Origin of the sequence: Cognatilysobacter xinjiangensis, assembly GCF_014651995.1 — a bacterium.
Taxonomy (GTDB): domain Bacteria; phylum Pseudomonadota; class Gammaproteobacteria; order Xanthomonadales; family Xanthomonadaceae; genus Cognatilysobacter; species Cognatilysobacter xinjiangensis.
The window spans coordinates 541126-563617 of the sequence record NZ_BMXY01000001.1; the positions used below are offsets into that span (position 1 = coordinate 541126).

Consider the following 22492-nt stretch of genomic DNA (forward strand, 5'->3'; position numbering starts at 1 on the left):
TTTCCATTCAAAAGGTTGCAGGCATGCTATCACGCGGGTTTTGCGCCGATAACCCCCGCCGCGCCGCTACACTGTGCGGCCGTGCGCGCCGCGCCCGCTGCACCGCGATGGTTCCTTCCGCCTTGAAGAAATCCGATTTCGACTATGCGCTTCCGCCCGAGCTGATCGCGCAGGCGCCGCTGCCCGAGCGCTCGGCGAGCCGCCTGCTGGTGGTGCCCGGCGATAGCGATTCGCTGCAGGACCGCGTGTTCCGCGACCTGCCGTCGCTGCTGCGCGCCGGCGACCTGCTGGTGTTCAACGACACCCGCGTGATCCCCGCGCGCCTGTTCGGCCGCAAGGCGACGGGCGGCCGCGTCGAGATCATGATCGAGCGCCTGCTCAGCGGCGATCGCGCACGCGCGCAACTCGGCGTCAGCAAGACGCCGAAGGACGGCGCGGTGATCGAGCTCGACGCCGGCGGCATCGCGCGTGTGCTCGGACGCGAGGGCGGCTTCTACGACCTGCAGTTCGAGGTCGGCGAGCCGTTGGAAGCCTGGCTGCTGCATGCCGGCCGGCTGCCGTTGCCGCCCTACATCCAGCGCGAGCCGGGTGCGGACGACGCCGAGCGCTACCAGACCGTCTTCGCGAAGGAGGTCGGCGCCGTCGCCGCGCCCACCGCGGGCCTGCACTTCGACGAAGCGCTGCTCGACAGCCTGCGCGTGATGGGCGTGCAGTTCGGCCACGTCACGCTGCACGTCGGCGCAGGCACGTTCCAGCCGGTGCGCGTCGACGACCTCAGCCAGCACGTGATGCACAGCGAGTGGATCAATGTCGGGGCGGCGCTGGTCGAGCAGATCCGCCGCACGCGCGAGGCGGGCGGGCGGGTGATCGCGGTCGGCACGACGGTGGTGCGCGCGCTGGAAAGCGCGACGCGTCGCGGCGCGGACGGGGAGCCCGTGCTCGCGCCTTTCGCCGGCGAGACGCAGCTCTTCATCCTGCCGGGTTATCGCATCAGCAGCATCGATGCGCTGGTCACCAACTTCCACCTGCCGCAGAGCACGTTGCTGATGATGGTGTCGGCCTTCGCCGGCCGCGAGCGCGTGTTCGAGGCCTACGCCCACGCCATCCGCGCGCGCTACCGCTTCTTCTCCTATGGCGACGCGATGCTGCTGTTCCCGCGCAAGGCCGAGCCCCGCGCACCGGAATGACGAACACGTCGCCACGCGCCGGCTGAACCCGCGTGCCGGCCTCGGCCCGCGCCATTCACGCGCTCCGGGCCCTCGTCGGCGCGCGACGTGCGATGGCGTCATCCGTACGGCGCGGGCTCCACAGCCCCTCAACCATTACCGCGTATCGAGAGATCCATGAGCCGCATGTCCTTCCAGCTCCTCGGCACCGACGGCGCAGCGCGCCGCGGGCGGCTGACGTTTCCGCGCGGCACGGTGGAGACGCCTGCCTTCATGCCGGTCGGCACCTACGGCTCGGTCAAGGGCGTCACGCCGGACCAGGTGCGGGAGCTGGGCGCCGAGATCATCCTCGGCAACACCTTCCACCTGTACCTGCGACCGGGCCTGGACGTCATCGGCGACCACGGCGGCCTGCACGGCTTCACCCGCTGGAACGGGCCGATCCTCACCGACTCCGGCGGCTTCCAGGTGTTCTCGCTCGCCCATCGCCGCAAGATCACCGAGGAAGGCGTCACCTTCGCCTCGCCGACCGACGGCGCCAAGGTCTTCCTCGGCCCCGAGGAAAGCATGCGCATCCAGAAGGTGCTCGATTCGGACATTGTGATGATCTTCGACGAGTGCCCGCCGGTGCATAAGGACGGCGTGCCGGTGTCGCCGGACGTCGTGCGCCGTTCGATGGAGCTGTCCCTGCGCTGGGCCGAGCGCAGCAAGCGTGCGCACGAGGGCAATGACGCGGCGTTGTTCGGCATCGTGCAGGGTGGCGTGCACCACGACCTGCGCACGCGCTCGGCCGACGGCCTCAAGGCGATCGGCTTCGACGGCTACGCCATCGGCGGCCTCGCGGTGGGCGAAACGGAGGCCGAGCGCAACGCGATGCTCGAGCACACCGCGCCGCAGCTGCCGACGGATCGGCCCCGCTACCTGATGGGCGTCGGCCGCCCGGAAGACCTGGTCGAGGCGGTGGCGCGCGGCGTCGACATGTTCGACTGTGTGATGCCGACCCGAAACGCCCGCAACGGTCATTACTTCACCGCGGGCGGTACCGTGCGCGTGCGCAATTCGAAGTACGAGCGCGACATGCGTCCGATCGAGGAGGGCTGCGACTGTTACGCCTGCCGCAACGGTTACACCCGCAGCTACCTGCGCCACCTCGACCGCTGCAACGAGATGCTGGGGCCGATGCTCGGCACGCTGCACAACCTCCGTTACTACCAGCGCCTGATGGCCGGCATGCGCGAGGCGATCGCAGAGGGGCGCTTCCAGGCCTTCCGCGACGCCTTCTATGCGGCGCGCCGCGACGGGGCCGGCGGCTGAACGGCGCGGGCCGCCACGCGGCCCTAGCGGGTGGGTCGTGAAGCACGTGGCATAATCCCGGGTCGTTTTCGTCGGACCCGACCATGTCCCTGCTCGATTTCCTCATTCCCGCCGCCCATGCCCAGGCTGCCGCCCCCGCTCCGGGTGCCGGCGGTGCGCTCGGCTTCCTGCCGATCCTCGTGGTCATCGGCGTGATGTACTTCCTGATGATCCGTCCGCAGATGAAGCGCGCGAAGGAGCATCGCGGGATGCTCGAGAAGCTGGCGCGCGGCGACGAAGTGCTGGCCGCGGGCGGCCTCGCGGGTGTCGTGACCGACATCGGCGAGAACTTCGTGACCATCGAGATCGCCGACAGCGTGCGCGTTCGCGTGCAGAAGGCCGCGATCGGCAACGTGCTGCCGAAGGGCACCTTGAAGGCGGCCTGAGCCGCGAGCACTTGAAGGCGGCTCAGGCCGCCCCTACACGCCTTGCATGCGGCGGGGAGCCGCCTGGACCTCGATGCTGACCTTTCCACGCTGGAAGTACTTCGTCATCCTCGCCGTACTGGTGCTGAGCGCGCTCTACGCGTTGCCCAACCTGTACCAGAAGGACCCGTCGGTGCAGATCACCGGCACCGGCGATGCCGTCGTCGACGATGCCCTGCGTGGCCGCGTGCAGCAGACGCTGCAGTCGGCGCGCATCACGCCTCGTGCGATCGAGCGCGAAGACAAGAGCCTGCTGGTGCGGTTGAACGACCCGCAGGTGCAGACCCGCGCCGCCGACCTGCTGCGCCCGCTCGAGGCCGACGGTTACCAGGTGGCGTTGAGCCTCGCCTCCACCGTGCCGGACTGGCTCGACGCGATCGGCGCCAAGCCGATGCCGCTCGGCCTTGACCTGCAGGGCGGCGTTCACTTCGCCATGCAGATTGACCAGCGCGCGGCGCTCAACAAGCGCCTCGATGCCTACGTCGAGGACATCCGCGCCCAGCTGCGCGACGGCGGCGTGCCGTTCGGCAGTGTCGAGCGCGACGCGTCCAACAATCTGCGTGTGACGCTGCAGTCGGCCAACGACGCCGGCCGCGCCGGCAAGTTGCTGCAGCAGGCCTATCCTTCTTTCGTGCAGCAGCGCGAGGGACAGCAGCTGACCCTGGCGATCCCGCAGGCGGAGCTGAACCGCTTCGCGCAGGAAGCGGTCGAGCAGAACCTGACCACGCTGCGCAACCGCGTCAACTCGCTCGGCGTGGCCGAGCCCGTGGTGCAGCGCCAGGGCACCGACCGCATCGTCATCGAACTGCCCGGCCTGCAGGACACGGCCGAGGCCAAGCGCCGCATCGGCGCGGCCGCGACGCTCGAGTTCCGCGCGGTGGTCGGCGACGAGAACGAGGCCGCGGCTGCGGTGCGCGACCGCTCCGTGCCGGCAGGCGCGAAGATCTACTACACGCAGAACAAGCAGCCCCTGCTGCTGTCGCGCCGCGTGCTCGTCTCGGGCGACCAGCTGGTCGACGCGCGTCCGGAAATCGACCAGACCACCGGCCAGCCGAGCGTGAGCATCGTGCTCAACAGCGCCGGCGGCAAGCGCATGTTCGACCACACCGCGGAGAACGTCGGCAAGCGCATGGCCACGGTCTACGTGGAGCAGGTGCCGATCACGCAGATGGTCGACGGCAAGGAGGTCAAGAGCTTCCGCACCGAGGAGCGCGTGATCAGCGCGCCCACGATCCAGGGCGTATTCGGCAAGAACTTCCAGACCACGGGCCTGTCGCAGGAAGAGGCCGACAGCCTCGCCAAGCAGCTCAAATCGGGCGCGCTGGCCGCGCCGATGCAGTTTGTCGAGGAGCGCGTGATCGGTCCGAGCCTTGGCGCCGACAACGTCGAGCGCGGCACGCGCGCGGTGCTGTACTCGTTCGTGTTCGCGCTCGCCTTCTTCCTCGTCTACTACCGCATGTTCGGCGTGATCACCTGCCTCGCGCTGCTGCTGAACCTTCTGATGGTGATCGCGATCCTGTCGCTGCCCTTCATCGGTGCCACGATGTCGCTGCCCGGCTTCGCCGGCCTCGCGCTCACCGTGGGCATGTCGGTCGATGCGAACGTGCTCATCAACGAGCGCATACGCGAAGAGTTGCGACTGGGCGTGCCACCGCAGTCGGCGATCGCGATCGGCTACGACCGCGCCTCGGGCACGATCTTCGACGCGAACATGACCGCGATGCTCGCCGGCATCGCGCTGCTCGCGTTCGGCACCGGCCCGCTCAAGGGCTTCGCGCTCACCCTCATCGTCGGCATCCTGACCTCGGTATTCACGGCGGTCACGGTTTCGCGCGCGATGGCGACGCTGATGTACGGCGGCCGCCGCAAGCCCAAGTCGATCTCCATCTAAGGCCGCGCCATGAAGCCGTTCAACGTCTTTCCGTACGACAGCAAGATCAACTTCATGCGTCTGCGCTGGGTCTCGACGATCCTGGCGCTGGCCCTGATGCTCCTGGCCATCGGCTCGATGGTCTTCAACAGCTTCCCGAACGGCCGTTTCGACGGCTCGCGCACCTTCAACTACGCGCTCGACTTCTTCGGCGGCGCACTGGTCGAACTGCGCTTCGAAAAGCCGGTCGACACCGAACTGGTCCGCGAGAAGCTCGCCGATGCCGGCTTCCCGAACGCGCAGGTGCAGTCGCTGGGCTCGGAGACCGAGCTGCTGGTGCGCCAGAAGGCCGAAACCGAGGGCACCGGCGACGAGGCCGTCGGGCAACTGGCCGAACGCATCGTGCAGGCGGTGCAGATGCCGGGTAACGCGGCCCGCGTGGTGCGCAGCGACGCCATGGGCAAGCAGGTCGGTAACGAACTGGCATCGAACGCCGCGCTCGCGCTGACCTTCGTGATCCTCGGCTTCCTGATTTACATCGCGATGCGCTTCGAATGGAAGTTCGCGGTGGCGGCGATCCTGACCACGCTGCACGACGTGATCGTGGTACTGGGCTGGTTCTCGCTGACCGGGCACGAGTTCGACCTCACCGTGCTCGCCGGCGTGCTGGCGGTAATGGGCTTCTCGATCAACGACACCATCGTGGTTTTCGACCGCGTGCGCGAGAACTTCCGCTCGATGCGCGCCGACCCCGCGGCCATTCTCAATGCCTCGGTCAACCAGACGCTGTCGCGAACGGTGATCACGTCGTTCGTGGCGTTGCTGACCGTGGTCGCGCTGTACATCTACGGCGGCGGATCGCTGCGCGGCATGGCCGAGGCGCAGATCATCGGCATCATCCTCGGCACCATCTCGTCGATCTTCGTCGCCTGCCCGCTGCTGATGTGGCTGGGCGTGACCAAGCAGGACCTGATGCCGAAGGCCAGGGACGAGGCGGCGCTCGCGCGGCGCCCCTGATTCCCGGCGACGGATACGAAAATGGCCGCAGCGATGCGGCCTTTTTCATCTGCTGGGAATGGTGGACGCCGAAGTCGAGGACGAAGGGGCGCCGGCTCTTCCGATCGCAAGCAACAGATACGAAGAAGGCCGCATCGCTGCGACCTTCTTTTTTCCTGAAGCTAGGGGTCAGGCGGCGTCGAACGCCGCCGCGTACCCGGTGTCGACAATGCGCTTCTGCAACTCGTCGCAGACCTTGAGGTTGCCGGCGACCAGCGGACGGCCGGCGAGGCCGCGGTTGTCCATCGGCCCGGTCGGGCGACCGCGGAAGTCGACGACCTTGCCGCCGGCCTCGCGCACCAGCAACGCGCCGGCTGCGATGTCCCAGGGCTTCAGGCCGGCCTCGAAGTAGCCGTCGACGCGACCGCAGGCCACGTACGCGAGGTCGAGCGCGGCCGAGCCGGTGCGGCGGATGTCCTCGGCGTGGCGGAGCAGGCCGTCGACGCACTTGAGCTGCGCGCTGGCGGTCTCGCGCTCGCGCGGCGGGAAGCCGGTGATCAGCATCGCGCCTTCCAGGTCCTTGCGATCGGCCACGCGGATGCGCTTGTCGTTGAGCACCGCGCCGGCGCCGCGGCTGGCGTGGAAGATCTCGTTGCGCAGAGGGTCGAAGACCAGGCCGTGGATCGGCTCGCCGTTCTCCACCAGTGCGATCGACACGCAGAAGTGCGGGATGCCGCGGAGATAGTTGCTGGTGCCGTCGAGCGGATCGATGACCCAGGTGTAGCGGGCGCGCGGGCCGGAGTTCAGAGGGCCGCTTTCCTCGCCGAGGATGGCGTAGTCGGGCGTGGCGCGGCGGAACTCCTTGATGATCTCCTTCTCGGCCAGGCTGTCGACTTCGCTCGCGAAGTCCATACGGCCCTTCTCGACGACGTTGAGCGCGTCGAGCTTGTGCATGTGGCGGAGGAGAACATTGCCGGCGGCGCGCGCGGCCTTGATCATCAAGGTGATGGCGGGTTTCTGCATGGGGTGTCCGGGCGCGCTGGCCGTGGAAAAGAGCGATTCCGCCATCGGCGGCGGGGCGCGAAGCTTACCATTGCAGGCATGGATCCCGATTTCATGACGCTGGCCGCGAGCCGCATCCGCATCGTGCTGGTGGGCACGCAGCACCCCGGCAACATCGGCTCCGCCGCACGTGCGATGAAGACCATGGGCCTTCACCGCCTGCTGCTGGTCGCCCCCGAGAAGGCGCCGAACGCCGAGTCCTTCGCGCTGGCCGCGGGCGCGGATGACGTGCTGGAGGCCGCCGAGACCCATCCCGATCTCGCCTCGGCGCTCGCCGGCTGCCACCGCGTGATGGGCTGCACGGCCCGCAGCCGCCGCGTGGCGCTGCCCGAGCTGCCGCCGCGCGTGGCCGCCGTTGAGCTGGCCGCCGGCGCGGCCGCAGGGGAGGTCGCGCTGGTATTCGGGCGTGAGCGCACCGGGCTGACCAACGAGGAGCTGCACCTCTGCCATCAGGCGGTGCACATCCCGGCCAATCCCGGCTACAGCTCGCTGAACCTCGCCGCGGCGGTGCAGGTGCTGGCCTACGAGACGCGGATGGCGCTGCTCGAGCAGGTCGAGCAGGGCATGGCCGAGCCGCGCGATCCGCCGGCCTCGCACGAGCAGCTGGAGGGCTTCTACGGCCAGCTGGCCGAGACGCTGGAGGCGATCGACTTCCACAAGGGCCGCGCGCCCGACAGCGCCATGCGCAAGCTGCGCCGCATCTTCAACCGCTCGGCGCTGGACGAGCGGGACGTCCGCCTGCTGCGTGGCGTGCTGGCCGACGCGCAGCGCATGGCGCGTCTGGCGGCGGGCAGCGGAGGCGAGGACGCCTCGACCTGAACCAACGCTGGCCGGCCGTGAAGGCGGCGTGGCGGAACGCGACGGCTGTCCCAACCCGGGCCTTTTTCGATTAGGCTCCGCACGGGGAGCCTTCCGGTCGTTCGCCTTGATCCAGCGCGTCTTTCGTTTCGCCTGCCTGCTTCTGGCCTTGGCCGTCGCCTCCCCGTCGACCGCGGCCGGCGACGCGCCGTCCGGCGTGCTCGTGCTCGGCCGCCTGAGCGACGACCCGGGCGCGCATTACGACCAGCTCAAGCCGCTGCTCGACTACGTGGTGCCGCGCATGGCCGGCGTCGGCATCCGCGAGGGCCGCATCCTGATGGCGCGGGACGCGCAGCAGATGTCCAGCTACATGCGTCGCGGGCGCGTGGACTGGGTGACCGAGACGGCCGGGACCGCGATGCTGCTCGGCCAGCGTGCGGCCGCCCGCCCGATCCTGCTGACCGAGCGCGACGGCGTGAGCCGCTACCACAGCGTGTTCTTCGCCCGTCGCGACCGCGGCATCGCCCGGCTCGACGACCTCCGCGGCCACCGCATCGCGTTCCAGCGCGCCTCGTCTACCAGCGCCTACTTCGTGCCTGCCGCCACGCTGCTCGACCGCGGCATGCGCCTGGAAATCCTGCTGTCGCCCGACGACCAGCCCGGCGCGGGCGCCGTCGGCTACCTGTTCGCGCGCTCCGAGCTCAACATCGCGACCTGGGTGCACAAGGGGCTGGTCGACGCGGGCGTCATGAGCAACGTCGACTGGAACAACCCGGAGCGGGTGCCGCCCGCATTCCGCCGCGATCTCGCGATTGTCGGCCGAACCGAAGACTATCCGCGCGCGGTCGAGGTAGTGCGCGGCGACCTCGATCCCCGCATCGCGGCGCGGCTGCGCGAGGTGCTGCTCGAGGCCTCGAACGATCCGGCCGGCCGCGAAGCGCTGCTCGCCTTCTTCGGCACCACGCGCTTCCTGCCCCTGGACGCCTCGGCGGAACAGTCGCTGGCCGGCATCGCCCGTGGCGTCGCGCGGATCAAGGCCGACGTCGAATGAAGCTCCGCATCGGCCTGCAGGCGCAGTTCTTCGCGATGGTGGGCTTCGCAGTGCTCGCTGCAAGCGCGCTGATGGTGCTGTTCTGGATGCGGCAGCAGGAGGTGCAGGGCACCGTCGAGCAGCTCTCGCGGCAGGCCACCGACCAGGTGCTGGATGCCAACCTCAGCCGGCGCGCCGAGGGCGCGACCGAACAGCTCGCCAAGGAGCTCGTCAACCCGCTGTATTTCTTCGACCTCGACGCCGTAGGGGGGCTGGCCAAGAGCATGCAGGGGCAGCCGGGCGTGAAGTACGTCCTGGTGTTCGATGCCGAGGGCAACATTCTCCACGACGGCACCGCGGACATACCGAGTTATGGCCTGCGCATGAACGACGACCTGGCCTTCGAGGCGATCGCCACGCGCGGCGTGCTGACCCAGTTCCAGGGCGGTGTGCTCGACGTCGCCGCGCCGATCATGATCGGCGGCTCACGCCTCGGCGGCGTGCGCGTCGGCTTCAACCGCGGCGACGGACGCGACCTGCAGCACAAGGCGCTGGTCGCGCTGCGCCAGCAGGTGCGCGACCTCGGCCAGCGGCAGTTGCTGGCGATCCTGCTGCTGAGCGCGGCGCTGCTGGCGCTCGGCGGCGTGGTGCTGGCGGTGATCCAGCGCACGATGGTGCGGCCCATCGGCCAGCTGGCTGATTCGGCGCGCGCGATCGAAGCCGGGCATTTCGACATCACGATGCCCGTGAGCACCCGCCGCGACGAGCTCGGCGACCTGGTGCGTGCCTTCGGCCGCATGAGCCAGAGCGTGGCGCGGCATGATCGCGAGATCCGCCGCATGGCGTACACCGACGCGCTGACGGGCCTCGCCAACCGCCTCGCGTTCCGCGAGATGCTGGACGCCCGGCTCATGCAGCTCACTGGCGCCGGCCGCGAGCTGGCGCTGCTGTTTGCTGACGCCGACGACTTCAAGCGCATCAACGACACCCTCGGTCACGACGCCGGCGACGAGGTGCTGCTGCAGTTCGCCCACCGCATCTCGGACACCGTGGAGGAGGTCGGCGGGCCGGAGGCGCGCGTCGCGCGCTTCGGTGGCGACGAGTTCGTCATCCTGGTCGAAGCCGAGGACGCGCGCGCGCTGGCCAGCCGCCTGGCGGAGCGTCTGGTGGAGGTGCTGGCCGAGCCGCTGGTGGTGCAGGGCCGCCGCGTATTCCTCGGCACATCGGTCGGCGTGACGCTGTTCCCCGGCGATGCGGACGGCGCCACCGCCCTACTGAAGAACGGCGACATCGCGATGTACCAGGCGAAGGTCGCCGGCAAGAACACTTACCGTTTCTACAGCCGTGCGATGAACGAGGCGGTCGAGCGCCGGGTGCACCTGGAGAACGAGCTGCGCGGCGCCTGGGAGCGCGGCGAGCTGCGCCTGGTTTACCAGCCCGTGTACCGGCTGAGCGACCAGCGCCTTGTCGGTGCCGAGGCGCTGCTGCGCTGGAGGCACCACGAACAGGGTGTGATCGCGCCCGCCGTCTTCATCGACGTGGCCGAGCAGAGCGGCCTGATCGACGTCATCGGCCCTCAGGTCATGCGGGCGGCCTGCGGCGACGCCGCGCGCTGGAGGCACGTGCGGGGACCGGACGACGAGCCGCTGTTCGTGTCGGTCAACGTGTCCCCGCGGCAGCTGCGCAGTGGCGACCTCGCACGCATGGTCGAGGCCAGCCTGCGCGACGCCGGCCTCGCGCCCGAGCAGTTGCATATCGAGCTGACGGAGACCGCCGTGATCAGCGACGAGGCGCACGCGAGCAGTCTGCTTACCCGCCTGCGCTCGCTGGGCGTCAAGGTGTGGCTGGACGACTTCGGCACCGGCTTTTCGGGGCTCAGCCACCTGCGCCGCGTGCCGGTCGACGGAGTGAAGATCGACCGCAGTTTCGTCGCCGACGTGCTGCGCGACCCTGACGACCTCGCGCTCACCACTGCGATCATCGCGATGGCGCATTCGCTGGGTATCACCGTGGTGGCCGAAGGCGTCGAGAAGGAAGGCCAGTACGCGCTGCTGCGCGAGCGCCGCTGCGATCTCGCACAGGGTTTCTGGCTGGGCCATCCGATGGAATTCGACGAGTTCGCCGCCCTGGCGTCGGAGCCGGCGGTCGCGCCGGCCTGAGTCAGACGTACTGCGCGGCCCAGCGCGCCAGGCTGCCCGAGAGCAGCCCGAACACCGTCACCGACGCGATCCCGCCCACCCATGCCGCCGCCATCAGCAGGCCGTCGCGCTCGAGGAAGGCGAGGGCGAACAGCAGCACCAGCAGGCCGAGCAGGTAGTTGGTGAACGGGATCGGCAGCGACAGCAGAAGGCCGACGACCAGCACCAGCAGGCCGGTGATCATGCCCGGCAACCAGTGATCCAGCATGACCGTCGCACGTGGGCGCACCACGCGCTCAAGGCGCGCGAGCCAGGGCGAGAGCCGATCGCGCAGGCGCGCAAGCGTCCGCCTGCGCGGGCCGCGCCGGCCGATGAAGCCGGGCAGCCACGGCCGTCGCAGCCGCAGCAGCAGTTGCAGGCCGACCAGCATCACCAGCGGCCCGCTCAGGCCGCCGGCGAGGCCCGGAATGGGGATGAAGGCGGGTGCCGCGGCGGCGACCAGCAGCATGCCGAACGCACGATCGCCAAGGTGCTCGAACAGGCCGCGCAGTGGCAGGATCGCGTCGGGATCGCCGTCCGCGAACCCGTCCAGCAGCGAGCGCGTATCGGGCGGACGGCCCGGCTCAGCCGGCCCGGACATCGTCGCTGTCCGTGGGTTCCACGCGCTGCAGCATCAGCTTGTCCACGCGCGGGCCATCGAGATCGAGAACTTCGATCCGCCAGCCACTCCATTCGAAGTACTCGCCAGCGTGCGGGATCCGACCGAACTGAGCGATCACCATGCCCGCGGCGGTGTGGAAGTCGTGCTCGTCCTCGCCCGGCAGCGCACTGGTGCCCAGCAGTTCGCGGAGCTCCTCGGCGGCCAGCGACCCGTCCACCAGCAGCGAGCCGTCCTCGCGTGTCACCACGTTGGCCGGGCTCTCGTCGCCATCGGTCTGGATGCGACCGATCACCGCGCCCATCAGGTCGTTGACGGTGACCAGGCCGGACACGTCGCCGTACTCGTCGACCACCAGCGCGAGCGACTGCTGCTCCTCGCGGAAGATCTCCAGCAGCTTCAGCGCGGGCGTCGACTCGGACACGAACAGCGGCTCGCGTAGCTCGGCGAAAAGATCGACCGGATCGCCGCGGCCCATGCGACGCAGCAGCGTCTTCGCCTCCAGCACGCCCAGCACGTCCTGGTCGCTGCCGCGGTAGACCGGGAAGCGCGAAAACGGCGCGGCGTGCAGCGTCTCCAGGTTCTCGACCGCTTCCGCGGCGGCATCGAGCCAGACGATGCGCATGCGCGGTGTCATCAGGCTTTCGGTCGAGCGGTCGCCGAGGCTGAGCACGCGGTTCATCATCTTGCGCTCGTCGGCATCGATCACGCCCTGCTCGTGGCTTTCGCTCACCAGCATCCGGATCTCTTCTTCGCTGACGCCCGAACGCGTGTCGTCGCGGACGCCCAGCATGCGCAGCACCCCGCGATTGATCGCGCCGAGCGCGCGCACAACCGGATACATCACGCGCGACAGCGCCGCCAGCGGGATGGCGACCGCCGACGCGATGCGCTCGGGATTGGTGAGCGCCATGCGCTTGGGCACGAGCTCGCCGAAGATCACCGATGCCGCGGTGATCAGGCTGACCGCGATCGCGATGCCGATGCGGCGCGCGAGGTCGGGCTCGACGCCCGCGTGCGACAGCGCGTCCCCGACCATCAGGCCGAGCGACTGGCCACCGAACAGACCGGCGAGCACGCCGATCAGGGTGATGCAGATCTGCACCGTCGACAGCAGGCTGTCGGGATGCTCGGCCAGCTGCAGCGCGCGCTGCGCACCGCGGCTGGTTTCCGCCATCTGCTTCAGGCGCATCTTGCGCGAGGTGACCACCGACATCTCCGACATCGCGAAGAAGCCGTTGAGCAGCACCAGCAGCGCGACGATCAGCAACTCAAGCATCCGCGCCTCCCGTCATGCATCGCAGGCGGGCACGGTCGGCTCGGGGTTCAGGGTCGTCGTCCATCGGGGCAGGGTAGGCGGGGGAAAGGGATGGTAGCAGCTGGCGATGAGACGCCGTTTTCGTGAAGGCCTGATGAAAATGCAAGAAAACCGTAACAATCCGCCGTCATAATTCCGTCATCCACTTATTCGGGGCTTCCCGCATGTTTTCCCTGCAGACGATCTTCGGCCAAGGCAAGCAGTTCTACGCGCTGCTCGAGGAGGCCGCAGTCGCCGCCCACGACAGCACCCAGGCGCTGCACGCGATGCTGCGGGAATCGGCAGACCAGCCGGCGCTAGACGCCTTCAAGTTGGCCCGCCAGCGCGAGCGCGCGGCCTCCGAGAAGATCCGCCAGGAGCTGGTCAACAGCTTCATCACGCCAATCGAGCGCGAGGACATCGAGGCTCTGGGCTCGGCGCTGTACAAGATCCCCAAGCAGGTCGAGAAGTTCGCTGACCGCTACTCGCTGGCGCTGACCCACCTGCAGGACATCGACTTCGCGCCGCGCGCGGCAATGCTGGAGAAGGCCGCAGGCGTCGTCGTCGAGATGGTCCGCGCGCTGCCGGCGCTGAAGCTCGAGCCGATGAAGGCGCTCAGCGACCGTCTGCGCTCGATCGAGAACGAGGCCGACCGCCTGATGCTGGAGTTGTACCGCGACATCTACTCGGGCCGCCTCGACCCGCTGCAGATGTTCCTGCTCAAGGAGTTCTTCGAGATCCTCGAGAAGGCCATCGACCGCTGCCAGGAAGCCGGTGTCGTCGCCTATGAAATCGTTCTGAAGAACTCCTGAGGCGACCCCTGATGCTCACCCTCGTGATTGTGGTGGTGATCGCCGCGCTCGTCTTCGAGTACATCAACGGCTTCCACGACACCGCCAACTCGATCGCGACCGTGGTTGCGACGAAGACCCTCTCGCCCATGCAGGCTGTGATGCTGGCGGCTGCCACGAATCTGGTCGGTGCCCTCTGGGGCACCGCGGTCGCCAAGACGATCACCTCGGGCATCGTCGACACGCACGTGATCGAAGTGACGTCGCAGCTCGTGCTGTGCGCACTGATTGGCGGCATCGCGTGGAACCTGATCACCTGGGCCGCCGGCCTGCCTTCCTCGTCCTCGCATGCGCTGATCGGCGGCCTTTGCGGCGCCGCGCTGGCGGCCGCGCGCGGCAATTGGGAGGCGATCATGTGGTCCGCCCCCGCCGACCCCTGGTTCAAGAGCGGCGGCGTGCTGTGGAAGGTGATCGTGCCGATGGTCACGTCGCCGCTGCTCGGCTTCATCGTCGGCTTCCTGATCATGGGCTTGCTCTACGCGATCATCTCCGGCATGACCGCGAGCGGCGGGCTGTTCCGCCGCGCCGCCAAGCCGCGCCACGTCAACCGTTTCTTCAAGGTCGCGCAGATGGTCAGCGCCGGCGCGATGGGCTTCGCGCACGGCTCGAACGATGCACAAAAGACCATGGGCATCATCGCGATCACGCTGCTGGGCGCGCAGGCCGCCGGTACTCTCGACAACCTGCCGGGCTGGCTCGCGTTCCTGCACCCTACCGAGCACGCGCTGGCGACGAAGGACATCGACACGTGGATCAAGGTCGCCTGCGCGCTGGTGATGGCAGCCGGCACGGCAGCCGGCGGCTGGCGCATCATCAAGACGCTCGGCCACAAGCTGGTGAAGCTGCAGCCGATCAACGGCTTCGCGGCGGAGTCGAGTGCGTCGGCGGTGATTCTCACCGCGTCCGCGCTGGGCATCCCGGTGTCGACCACGCACAACATCTCCGCGACGATCATGGGCGTCGGAACGGCCAAGCGGTCCAACGCGATCCGCTGGACGGTGGTCGAGCGCATGGTCTGGGCGTGGATCCTGACGATCCCGGCCGCCGGCGGGATCGCATGGCTCGCCTACGAGGTCATGCTCTACGCCGGCTGGGCCTGACGCAAAAAGAACCCCGGTGGGGCTCCTACCACCGGGGTTCCTCCTCCCGAGCGGGAGACGCACTCGCTTCGGAGAGTGCGCGGCGGGGTCAGCGCCGCGACACCAAGCATCCGCGGGGCGCGGTTAGGCAGGCGTCAATGCTTCGTGACCACGGAGGGTGTCAGAACAGGTCGCCGCCCGCGGACAGCGTGCGTTCCATGCGGTCGCCCAGGCCCCCGATCTCCAGCACCAGCCGATGCACTTCGGCGAGGTCGAGTCCGTCGAGCGGACGGTTCTCGCATAGCTGCAGGTGCGGCACGCCGTCGAGCTCGCCGATCGCCAGATGGCCGACCTGGCTTTCCCAGTTGAAGGCGAGCGCGCGGCGCGCGTCGACGCCCGTCATCGGCGCGACGACCGTGCTCACGCGCAGGTAGTCGCGCGAGTCCTCGTCGGCGATGCGGGTGAGGAAGATCGCCTGATGCCGGCTGCCCTGGTCGAGCGACAGTTCGACGGCGAGCATGTCGTCGTCGTGCAGGGTGACCTCGTGGCCGGCGCCGTCGAGGTAATCGCGGAGGTCGTTGAAATCGCGCATGGGAAGCTCCTTGTCGATCGCTATGCTAGCCGCATGGACGCCTCCGGTTCGACCGACGCCGCTCAACGCATCTTCGCCGCGATCCGTGCGATCCCGGTGGGCGAGGTGGCCGGTTATGGCGAAGTGGCGCGCCGCGCCGGCCTTCCGGGGCGCGCACGCCTGGTTGCACGCCTGCTGAGCACGTCGTTGGAGCCGGGGCTGCCCTGGCATCGCGTCTGCCGCTCGGACGGGCGCATCGCGTTTCCGCAGGGCTCGCACGGATTCGACGAGCAGTGCGCGCGCCTGCGCAGAGAGGGCGCGACGGTCGTGGGCGGGCGCGTGGTCGGCCGACGCGCGCGTGCGGCAACGCTCGACGAGGCGCTCTGGGGCCCACCTGCCTGAGGCCCGGCGGAACGCCGCGATCCACGCCAAGCGGCGGTCGAACACGCGTTACTGCAGTGCAGCAGCTACCATTGCGCCTCCCGAGGAGCCGCGATGTTCGCCAAACTGCCGCCCGTCACGCGGGCCCTGCTGATCGCCAATGCCGTCGTGTTCCTGCTGCAGTGGGTGGCGGGCGAATCGGCGCTGGGCGTTGCGCTCGAATCGATGCAACTGTGGCCGCTGTCGTCGGGCGACGAGTACGGCGCGCCGTCGTTCTGGCCGTGGCAGCTGGTGACCTACGGCTTCATGCACGGCACGTTCGGCCATCTGTTCTTCAACATGCTGGCGCTGGTGATGTTCGGCTCGCAGGTCGAGCACCAGTGGGGGCAGCGCCGCTACGCCACGTACTATTTCACCTGCGTGATCGGCGCGGCGATCTGCCAGTTGGCCGTCGGCTACGTGACCATGGCCATGGGCGGCGAGGCCTATCCCACCGTCGGCGCATCCGGTGGCATCTTCGGCCTGCTGCTGGCCTACGGCATGCTGTTCCCGCACCAGCGCGTGATGCTGCTGATCCCACCGGTGCCGATGAAGGCGCGCACGCTGGTGATCGTCTACGGCGTGGTCGAGCTGTTCATGGGGATCACCGGCACCATGCCCGGCGTGGCGCACTTCGCACACCTCGGCGGCATGCTGTTCGGCTGGCTGCTCATCCGCCACTGGCGCCGTCGCCCGCCCACGCGCGGCGGCCGCGGGCCACGACCGCGCATGCGCATCGTCAGCTGATGCGTCGCTCCACGGCCCGGCCGTGGAGCGCTGTCGTCCGACCGCTTATGGCCAGAGCCGGACCTGCTGGTCGGCCTTGGGCTGCATCGCGGTGCCGGCCTTGCAGGCGAAGGCGGTGCCGAACGCCGGCTGGTTCATCAACGGCAGGTTGGCGCGCCACATGCCCGGCGGGTAGGCGCTGCCGGCGGCGCGTGCGGTTGCCGCGTCCACCGACGCCTGCTCCGGCCACAGCCGCGCCCAAGCGCTGTAGAAGGCCTGCGTGGTTTCCTTCGAGGCGCCTGGCTGGGCGGCCTGCAACGCCGCCTGCGCGGCTTCGAGGCCGGACTGGTCGGCCACCAGCGCATCAGCGACCAGCATGCCGTTGACCTTGACGCCGGTGAGCTGCGGATACGCCTTGGCGCCCGCCTGCGTGGCGATGCGGCCGGTCGTGGCGGCCCAGGCGGCCTGCTCGGCCGGCGTCCACCAGTCGCGCGCTTCGCCTTTCGAGTCGATCAGGCGGCCGCGCGTGTCGAACGCGTGGCTCAGTTCGTGCCCGACGAGCGCGCCGTACGAGCCATACAGCGCGGCGGCCGGCTGCGTCGGGTCGAACACCGGCGGCTGAAGCATCGCGGCGGTGACGATGAGGCGGTTCTGCGGCACGTCGTAGGTGAGCGCCGGCTGCTGTGGCAGCACGTCCCAGCGGCGGTCGGCATTGCCGCGGCCGATGCGGCGCATCTCCTCGCGATGGCGCCAGGTTGACGCGATCAGCATGTTGCTGCCGAAGCTGCCGCGGCCCATCGGCTGCACGGTGTAGTCGAGGTCGCGCCTGGGCGCGCCGACTTCGATCTTGAGCGCGGCGAGCTTCGCGCGCGCTTCCGACTTCGCTGCTGCGCCGAGGCGGGCATCGCGCTCGACCATCGCCGACAGCGCGTCGCGCACCTGCGCGGCCATGGTTTCGGCCTGCGTGCGCGACGCGGCGGGCAGGTAGCGCGCCACGTACTCGCGGCCGAGCATCGGGCCGGCCGCGAGGTTGATCGCATCCAGCACCGCCTCCTTGCGCGGCTTCGGCGAGACCTGCGCGCCCAGGACGCGATCGCGGAAGTCGAAGCTGGCATCGCGCCAGGACTTGGCGAGGTACGGCGCCATCGCGTCGCCGACGCGCCAGCGCAGGAAGGCCTTCCACTGCTCGGCCGGCAGCGAGGCCACGTAGCCGTCCAGCGCGGTGAACAGGCCCGCGTTCGCCATCGACACCTGGTCGTCGGTGACGCCCTGCGCCTTCAGGAAATCGCCCAGCTGCAGGCGCTTGTACTGCTTGGCGAGGTTGGCCGTGGGCGTGGCGGCGTAGTTGGCGCGCGGATCGCGCAGCGCGGCGAGCGGACGCCCGGCCTGCGCGATGCGCGTCTCGAGGTCGATGACCTGCCGCACCTGCGCGTCGAGCTGCGCTTCCGGCGTGCCGGTCAGCAGCAGGATGCGGCGCACGTAGGCGCGGTAGCGGTCCATGACCTCGCGCGTCTCGGCGTCGGTACGGGTGTAGAAGGCCGGGTCGGGCAGGCCGATGCCGCCTTCGGTGAAGTAGCCGACGTGGCGCGAGGTATCGGCGAGGTCGACGTCGGCGCTGAAATTGAACGCGACCGGGATGCCGACCTGATGCAGTGCGGCGATCGCCGGCGGAATGTCCTTGGCGCGCTTGATCGCGTTGATGCGACCCAGCAGCGGCGCGATCGGATTGGCGCCGTCGCGTTCCACCGCAGCCTCGTCGAGGCCGCTCGCCCAGAAGTCGCCGAGCAGCTTCTGCACGTCGTTCGACGGCGACGCCATCGCGGCGTTGAGCAGGTCGATCTGCTGCTGGTGCGCGCGCTGGCGCAGCTGGTCGAGCGCGGAGATCGAGGCGACGCCGGGCGTCGGCGGATTCGCCTTCAGCCAGTCGGCGTTCGCGTAGCCGTAGAAGTCGGTGCACGCGGTGGGCGCGGCCGGCGCCTTCGGCGTCGCGGCCTTCTTCTTCGTCGCGGCATCGGCGGGCGAGGCCAGCGTGGCGAGCAGGGCGACGGCGAGGGCGGCGGCGAGCGGGCGTGCAGTCATCTGGAGCGTCCTTGGGGGAAACCGGCGGGAGTCTAGCAACGCAGGCGCACGCGCTTCGAACGCTTCCATCACGATCCATGCCGCGGAAACGGAAAAAACGAAGGCCCGGATCGCTCCGGGCCTGCGGGTGTCACGCAGCGATGCGACGCGTTACCAGATCACGACCTGCTGGTCGCCGGTGCGCACCATCGGCTGGCCCGGCTTGCACTGGAACGCCGCCGCGAAGGCCGGCATGTTCGAGGGCGCGCCGATCGCGCGGAACGTGGCCGGGGCGTGCTCGTCGGTGGTGATGCGCAGCTTCAGCTCGTCCGGCGTGAAGTTGCGACGCCACACGGTGGCGAAGTTCATGAAGAAGCGCTGGTCGCGGGTGATGCCGTCGGTCTTCGGATCCGGCTTGCCCGCGGTGGCCTTCTTCATCGCGTCGTAGGCCGTGTTGAGGCCGCCGAGGTCGGCGATGTTCTCGCCGAGGGTGTGGCGACCGTTGACCATGAGCCCCGGCGCGGCTTCGTAGCCGTTGAACTGCGCGATGAGCTTGTCGGTGCGGCCCGAGAAGCCCTTCGCGTCGGCCTCCGTCCACCAGTTCTCGAAGTTGCCGGTCGGCCCGAAGCGGCTGCCCTGGTCGTCGTAGCCGTGGATCATCTCGTGGCCGATCACGGCGCCGATGCCGCCGTAGTTGGCCTCGTCCGGCGCGTTCGGATCGAAGAACGGCGGCTGCAGGATGGCGGCCGGGAACACGATCTCGTTCATCGACGGGTTGTAGTAGGCGTTGACCGTCTGCGGGCTCATGCCCCATTCGGTCTTGTCCACCGGCTTGCCGATCTTGCCGATGTCCCACTTGTAGTTGAACTCGTTCGCGGCGAGCACGTTACCGATGAAACTGTCGCGCGAGGTGTTCAGGCCCGTCCAGTCACGCCACTTGTCCGGATAGCCGATCTTCGGCGTGAACGCGGCCCACTTCTCCAGCGCCTTCTTCTTGGTGTCGGCGCTCATCCAGTCGAGGTTCTCGATGCGGCCCTTCAGCGACTCGCGCAGGTTCTGCACGAGCGTTTCCATCCGCGCCTTCGAGTCGGCCGAGAATGCCGTCTTGACATACAGCTGGCCCATCGCCTCGCCGGCAGCGCCGTTGAGCGTCTCCAGCACGCGCTTGGCGCGCTCCTTGATCTGCTTCTGGCCGCGCATCGTCTGGTTGTAGAACGCGAAGTTCTCGTTGACGAATTCCTCGGACAGGTACGGCGCGGCCGAGTCGACGGTGTGGAAGCGCAGGTAGGCCTGCCACGTCGCCGCCGGCACGTCGGCCAGCATCTTGTTCACTTCCTGGTGGAAGGCGGGAATGGCCAGCGAGAACATCTCCGGCGCTTCGATGCCCTGCGACTTGAAGAACGTCGACCACGGGAAGTTCGGCGTCAGCTTGTCGGCGTCGGCCATCTTCACCGGGTTGTAGAACAGCTCGGCGTCGCGCGACAGCTCCTCGCGCGACTTCGAGGCCTTCGCCAGGCGCGTTTCGAAGGCGACGATGTCGGCGGCCTGCTTCGCGGCGTCGGCGGCGGCAACTCCGGACAGCTCCAGCACCTTGGCGACGTGCGCCTGGTACTTGCCGAGCATGTCCTTCTTCTTCGCGTCGGTGTAGTACGTGGTGTCGGGAAGGCCCAGGCCGCCCTGGAACGCGACACCGATGTTCACCGACGAGTCCTTGAAGTCCGGCGTCGAGCCGAAGCCGAACAGCACGTTCTCGCCCTTGGCGGCGCTCGTGCGGATGTAGTCGGCGATCGCCGCCTTGTCGCCGAGCGTAGCGATCTCCTTCAGGCGGCCCTCGAGCGGCTTGATGCCTTGGGCATTCACCTTGGCCTCGTCCATGCCGGTGGCCCAGAAGTCGCCGACGATCTTTTCGACGCCGACGGCCGAGGTGTTCTCGGCGATCTTCTCGGCGATCTGGCGCTGCACGGCGTTGCTGCGCTCGTCGAGCATCTCGAACGCGCCCCAGGAGGTGCGATCGCCCGGGATCTCGTTGGCGGCGAGCCACTTGCCGTTGACGTAGCCCCCGAAATCGGTGCACGCGTCCTTGCTGGTGTCGAGGTCGGAGACGGAGAAGCGGTTGACCGGCGGCAGCTTGCTCTCGTCGAGCTTGAGTGCGGCGTCGGTGGACGCGGCGGCGGTCGGGTTCTCGTCGGTCTTGGCCGTCTCGTCCTTCGGGCAGCCGGTGAGCACGGCGGCGATGGCGAGGGGCAGGAGGAGTTGGGTCTTCTTCAGGGTCACGTCGGGCTCCGGGGCCGGGACAGTCGGACAGGCACGCCACGCGGGCGGCAGGGGCAGGCGGAGGGCCATGCTGGCGCGACATTAGCGACTGGCCGGCGCAGCCGAGGGTGTCGAAGGTCATGCCGGCTGAACCGTGCGCCGAGCCGGACAGGCGCGCGACAGGGTTTTCACGTAGCATGTGCCCTGTTCAGCGCCTGGCATCGCCCTCGGGCTTCGTTTTCCAGGTTTCTCGCAGGCCCGAAGGGCCGCGCCGCCCAGGCGGCATCGCGACGTCATCCGCACGCATTTCTCGGCGCCGACAACGCACCGGATTCCTCCGGCGCGTCAACCATTGCTCGCAGCGCGGTCAGGAAAGCTTCGAGTCGACCCGCGGACCCCGTGTCCGCGGCATGCATGCACTTGGAGTTTTCATGACGAACGAATCCCAGGCCTTCCAGGCCCTCGGCCTGCCGCCCGCCATTCTTCGCGCGCTCGCCGAGAAGAACTACACCAACCCGACCCCGATCCAGCAGCAGGCGATCCCGCTCGTGCTGGCCGGCCGCGACGTGCTCGGCGGCGCCCAGACGGGCACCGGCAAGACTGCCGCCTTCGGCCTTCCGCTGCTCGGCCGTCTCGCCGGCGCCACGCCGCCGTCCGGCCCGCGCAAGCCGCGCGCGCTGGTGCTGGTGCCGACGCGCGAGCTCGCGGTGCAGGTCAACGAGAGCCTGCGCGGCTACGGCCGCCACCTGCGCATGCACACCGGCATGATCTTCGGCGGCGTGGGCATGGGCCCGCAGGTTGACCTGCTGCGTCGCGGCGTCGACATCCTGGTCGCCACGCCGGGCCGCCTGATCGACCACCTCGAGCGCGGCTCGGTGAAGCTCGACGCGATCGAGATCCTCGTGCTCGACGAGGCCGACCGCATGCTCGACATGGGCTTCCTGCCGGCGATCAAGCGCATCGTCGCGAAGGTGCCGGCCAAGCGCCAGACGCTGCTGTTCTCGGCGACGTTCGAGCCGCGCATCCGTGGCCTCGCGATGGAGTTCCTGCGCAATCCGGCCGAGGTCGAAGTCGCCGCGCGCAACACCGTCGCGTCGACCATCGAGCACATCGCGCATCCGGTCGACAACTCGCGCAAGCGCGAGCTGCTGACGCACCTGCTGGCCACGCGTTTCCAGGAGCGCGTGCTGGTGTTCGGCAAAACCAAGCACGGCTGCAACCGCCTCGCCGAGCAACTGGAGGAGTCCGGCATCAAGGCGTCGGCGATCCACGGCAACAAGAGCCAGGGCCAGCGCCAGAAGGCGCTGAACGAGTTCAAGACCGGCAAGTGCCGCGTGCTGGTGGCCACCGACGTGGCCGCGCGCGGGCTCGACATTCCGGAGCTGCCGCTGGTCATCAACTACGACCTGCCGATGGTGGCCGAGGACTACGTGCACCGCATCGGCCGCACCGGCCGCAACGGCGCCACCGGCGAGGCCATCTCGCTGGTCGCGATCGACGAGGGCGGCCTGCTGTCGCAGGTGCAGAAGCTGCTGGGCAAGAACGTGCGCCAGGTGATCGTCGAGGGCTTCGAGCCGTCGCAGGCGCTGCGCATGGACGCCAAGCCGGCGGTGAGCAAGCGTTCCGGTCGACCGGCCGCGCGTCCGCACGGCAAGCCGGCTGCACGCACCGGTCATGCGCAGGCGCCGAAGCAGCGTCAGGGTGCGCGTCCGGCGCAGCGGCGCTCGTCTTCGCGCTGATG

The 22492-nt window shown here is 69.1% G+C and carries 19 protein-coding genes; 13 read left to right on the forward strand and 6 right to left on the reverse strand.

Going from position 1 to position 22492, the window contains the following annotated elements; translation table 11 throughout:
* Positions 1-107: 107 nt before the first annotated feature.
* The 5 genes from queA to secF all read left to right on the forward strand — a co-directional run bounded on the left by queA (position 108) and on the right by secF (position 5831).
* Positions 108-1187, forward strand: coding sequence for a tRNA preQ1(34) S-adenosylmethionine ribosyltransferase-isomerase QueA (queA, locus tag IE066_RS02580; RefSeq protein WP_189446755.1), 1080 nt, complete (start codon positions 108-110; stop codon positions 1185-1187).
* 156 nt (positions 1188-1343) lie between these two features.
* Entirely contained in the window at positions 1344-2480 is a 1137-nt protein-coding gene (tgt, locus tag IE066_RS02585) for a tRNA guanosine(34) transglycosylase Tgt (RefSeq protein WP_189446756.1), read from the forward strand.
* 83 nt (positions 2481-2563) lie between these two features.
* On the forward strand, positions 2564-2905 hold the full coding sequence (yajC, locus tag IE066_RS02590) for a preprotein translocase subunit YajC (RefSeq protein WP_189446757.1): 342 nt from the start codon (positions 2564-2566) through the stop codon (positions 2903-2905).
* 73 nt (positions 2906-2978) lie between these two features.
* Positions 2979-4835: a protein translocase subunit SecD gene (gene secD / locus IE066_RS02595; RefSeq protein WP_189446758.1), complete on the forward strand. Its 1857-nt coding sequence runs from the start codon at positions 2979-2981 to the stop codon at positions 4833-4835.
* A 9-nt stretch (positions 4836-4844) separates the two neighbouring features.
* On the forward strand, positions 4845-5831 hold the full coding sequence (gene secF, locus IE066_RS02600) for a protein translocase subunit SecF (RefSeq protein ID WP_189446759.1): 987 nt from the start codon (positions 4845-4847) through the stop codon (positions 5829-5831).
* 168 nt (positions 5832-5999) lie between these two features.
* On the opposite strand, the gene IE066_RS02605 is transcribed toward secF, so the two are convergent.
* The gene (locus IE066_RS02605; RefSeq protein WP_189446760.1) at positions 6000-6833 is read right to left on the reverse strand and encodes an inositol monophosphatase family protein; all 834 of its coding nucleotides are present in this window, start codon (positions 6831-6833) and stop codon (positions 6000-6002) included.
* A gap of 78 nt (positions 6834-6911) precedes the next feature.
* Between IE066_RS02605 and IE066_RS02610 the strand changes: the two genes are divergently transcribed.
* The 3 genes from IE066_RS02610 (at position 6912) to IE066_RS02620 (ending at position 10859) form a co-directional block, all read left to right on the forward strand.
* A complete protein-coding gene (locus IE066_RS02610; protein WP_425488884.1) occupies positions 6912-7691 on the forward strand; it encodes an RNA methyltransferase in 780 nt (259 codons plus the stop codon).
* A gap of 148 nt (positions 7692-7839) precedes the next feature.
* Positions 7840-8721 (forward strand): phosphate/phosphite/phosphonate ABC transporter substrate-binding protein, encoded by an 882-nt coding sequence (locus IE066_RS02615; RefSeq protein ID WP_229790633.1) that lies wholly within the window; start codon positions 7840-7842, stop codon positions 8719-8721.
* Positions 8718-10859, forward strand: coding sequence for a putative bifunctional diguanylate cyclase/phosphodiesterase (locus IE066_RS02620; protein ID WP_189446762.1), 2142 nt, complete (start codon positions 8718-8720; stop codon positions 10857-10859). The genes IE066_RS02615 and IE066_RS02620 overlap by 4 nt, the downstream gene beginning before the upstream one ends.
* Before the next feature lies 1 nt (position 10860).
* Here IE066_RS02620 and IE066_RS02625 read toward each other — a convergent pair whose 3' ends face one another.
* On the reverse strand, positions 10861-11478 hold the full coding sequence (locus tag IE066_RS02625; RefSeq protein ID WP_189446763.1) for an exopolysaccharide biosynthesis protein: 618 nt from the start codon (positions 11476-11478) through the stop codon (positions 10861-10863).
* On the reverse strand, positions 11462-12775 hold the full coding sequence (locus tag IE066_RS02630; protein WP_189446764.1) for a hemolysin family protein: 1314 nt from the start codon (positions 12773-12775) through the stop codon (positions 11462-11464). The genes IE066_RS02625 and IE066_RS02630 overlap by 17 nt, the downstream gene beginning before the upstream one ends.
* 203 nt (positions 12776-12978) lie before the next feature.
* Between IE066_RS02630 and IE066_RS02635 the strand changes: the two genes are divergently transcribed.
* Together IE066_RS02635 and IE066_RS02640 are read left to right on the forward strand one after the other, a co-directional pair.
* Positions 12979-13605, forward strand: coding sequence for a DUF47 domain-containing protein (locus IE066_RS02635; protein WP_189446765.1), 627 nt, complete (start codon positions 12979-12981; stop codon positions 13603-13605).
* Positions 13606-13616: 11 nt separating this feature from the next.
* Positions 13617-14744, forward strand: a complete 1128-nt coding sequence (locus tag IE066_RS02640; protein WP_189446766.1) for an inorganic phosphate transporter — start codon at positions 13617-13619, stop codon at positions 14742-14744.
* 160 nt (positions 14745-14904) lie between these two features.
* On the opposite strand, the gene IE066_RS02645 is transcribed toward IE066_RS02640, so the two are convergent.
* Positions 14905-15315, reverse strand: a complete 411-nt coding sequence (locus IE066_RS02645) for a type III secretion system chaperone family protein (RefSeq protein ID WP_189446767.1) — start codon at positions 15313-15315, stop codon at positions 14905-14907.
* Positions 15316-15348: 33 nt separating this feature from the next.
* Here IE066_RS02645 and IE066_RS02650 point away from each other — a divergent pair, with 33 nt between their 5' ends.
* Both IE066_RS02650 and IE066_RS02655 read left to right on the forward strand, forming a co-directional pair.
* Positions 15349-15696 (forward strand): MGMT family protein, encoded by a 348-nt coding sequence (locus IE066_RS02650; RefSeq protein ID WP_189446768.1) that lies wholly within the window; start codon positions 15349-15351, stop codon positions 15694-15696.
* Between the two features lie 93 nt (positions 15697-15789).
* Positions 15790-16461, forward strand: a complete 672-nt coding sequence (locus tag IE066_RS02655; RefSeq protein WP_189446769.1) for a rhomboid family intramembrane serine protease — start codon at positions 15790-15792, stop codon at positions 16459-16461.
* Positions 16462-16506: 45 nt separating this feature from the next.
* Here IE066_RS02655 and IE066_RS02660 read toward each other — a convergent pair whose 3' ends face one another.
* Both IE066_RS02660 and IE066_RS02665 read right to left on the reverse strand, forming a co-directional pair.
* Positions 16507-18519, reverse strand: coding sequence for a M13-type metalloendopeptidase (locus IE066_RS02660; RefSeq protein WP_189446770.1), 2013 nt, complete (start codon positions 18517-18519; stop codon positions 16507-16509).
* Between the two features lie 150 nt (positions 18520-18669).
* Positions 18670-20772, reverse strand: a complete 2103-nt coding sequence (locus IE066_RS02665) for a M13 family metallopeptidase (protein ID WP_229790634.1) — start codon at positions 20770-20772, stop codon at positions 18670-18672.
* Positions 20773-21182: 410 nt separating this feature from the next.
* Between IE066_RS02665 and IE066_RS02670 the strand changes: the two genes are divergently transcribed.
* Positions 21183-22490, forward strand: a complete 1308-nt coding sequence (locus IE066_RS02670; RefSeq protein ID WP_189446774.1) for a DEAD/DEAH box helicase — start codon at positions 21183-21185, stop codon at positions 22488-22490.
* Positions 22491-22492: the final 2 nt, after the last annotated feature.

What these genes read in the sequence shown, in the direction of transcription:
- IE066_RS02625 (WP_189446763.1), bottom strand. Translation starts at nt 11,478, where the DNA reads ATGTCCGGGCCGGCTGAGCCGGGCCGTCCGCCCGATACGCGCTCGCTG.
- IE066_RS02645 (WP_189446767.1), bottom strand. Translation starts at nt 15,315, where the DNA reads ATGCGCGATTTCAACGACCTCCGCGATTACCTCGACGGCGCCGGCCAC.
- IE066_RS02640 (WP_189446766.1), top strand. Translation starts at nt 13,617, where the DNA reads ATGCTCACCCTCGTGATTGTGGTGGTGATCGCCGCGCTCGTCTTCGAG.
- IE066_RS02630 (WP_189446764.1), bottom strand. Translation starts at nt 12,775, where the DNA reads ATGCTTGAGTTGCTGATCGTCGCGCTGCTGGTGCTGCTCAACGGCTTC.
- secD (WP_189446758.1), top strand. Translation starts at nt 2,979, where the DNA reads ATGCTGACCTTTCCACGCTGGAAGTACTTCGTCATCCTCGCCGTACTG.
- IE066_RS02620 (WP_189446762.1), top strand. Translation starts at nt 8,718, where the DNA reads ATGAAGCTCCGCATCGGCCTGCAGGCGCAGTTCTTCGCGATGGTGGGC.
- IE066_RS02635 (WP_189446765.1), top strand. Translation starts at nt 12,979, where the DNA reads ATGTTTTCCCTGCAGACGATCTTCGGCCAAGGCAAGCAGTTCTACGCG.
- IE066_RS02610 (WP_425488884.1), top strand. Translation starts at nt 6,912, where the DNA reads ATGGATCCCGATTTCATGACGCTGGCCGCGAGCCGCATCCGCATCGTG.
- secF (WP_189446759.1), top strand. Translation starts at nt 4,845, where the DNA reads ATGAAGCCGTTCAACGTCTTTCCGTACGACAGCAAGATCAACTTCATG.
- IE066_RS02670 (WP_189446774.1), top strand. Translation starts at nt 21,183, where the DNA reads ATGACGAACGAATCCCAGGCCTTCCAGGCCCTCGGCCTGCCGCCCGCC.
- queA (WP_189446755.1), top strand. Translation starts at nt 108, where the DNA reads ATGGTTCCTTCCGCCTTGAAGAAATCCGATTTCGACTATGCGCTTCCG.
- IE066_RS02605 (WP_189446760.1), bottom strand. Translation starts at nt 6,833, where the DNA reads ATGCAGAAACCCGCCATCACCTTGATGATCAAGGCCGCGCGCGCCGCC.
- tgt (WP_189446756.1), top strand. Translation starts at nt 1,344, where the DNA reads ATGAGCCGCATGTCCTTCCAGCTCCTCGGCACCGACGGCGCAGCGCGC.
- IE066_RS02655 (WP_189446769.1), top strand. Translation starts at nt 15,790, where the DNA reads ATGTTCGCCAAACTGCCGCCCGTCACGCGGGCCCTGCTGATCGCCAAT.
- IE066_RS02660 (WP_189446770.1), bottom strand. Translation starts at nt 18,519, where the DNA reads ATGACTGCACGCCCGCTCGCCGCCGCCCTCGCCGTCGCCCTGCTCGCC.
- yajC (WP_189446757.1), top strand. Translation starts at nt 2,564, where the DNA reads ATGTCCCTGCTCGATTTCCTCATTCCCGCCGCCCATGCCCAGGCTGCC.
- IE066_RS02650 (WP_189446768.1), top strand. Translation starts at nt 15,349, where the DNA reads ATGGACGCCTCCGGTTCGACCGACGCCGCTCAACGCATCTTCGCCGCG.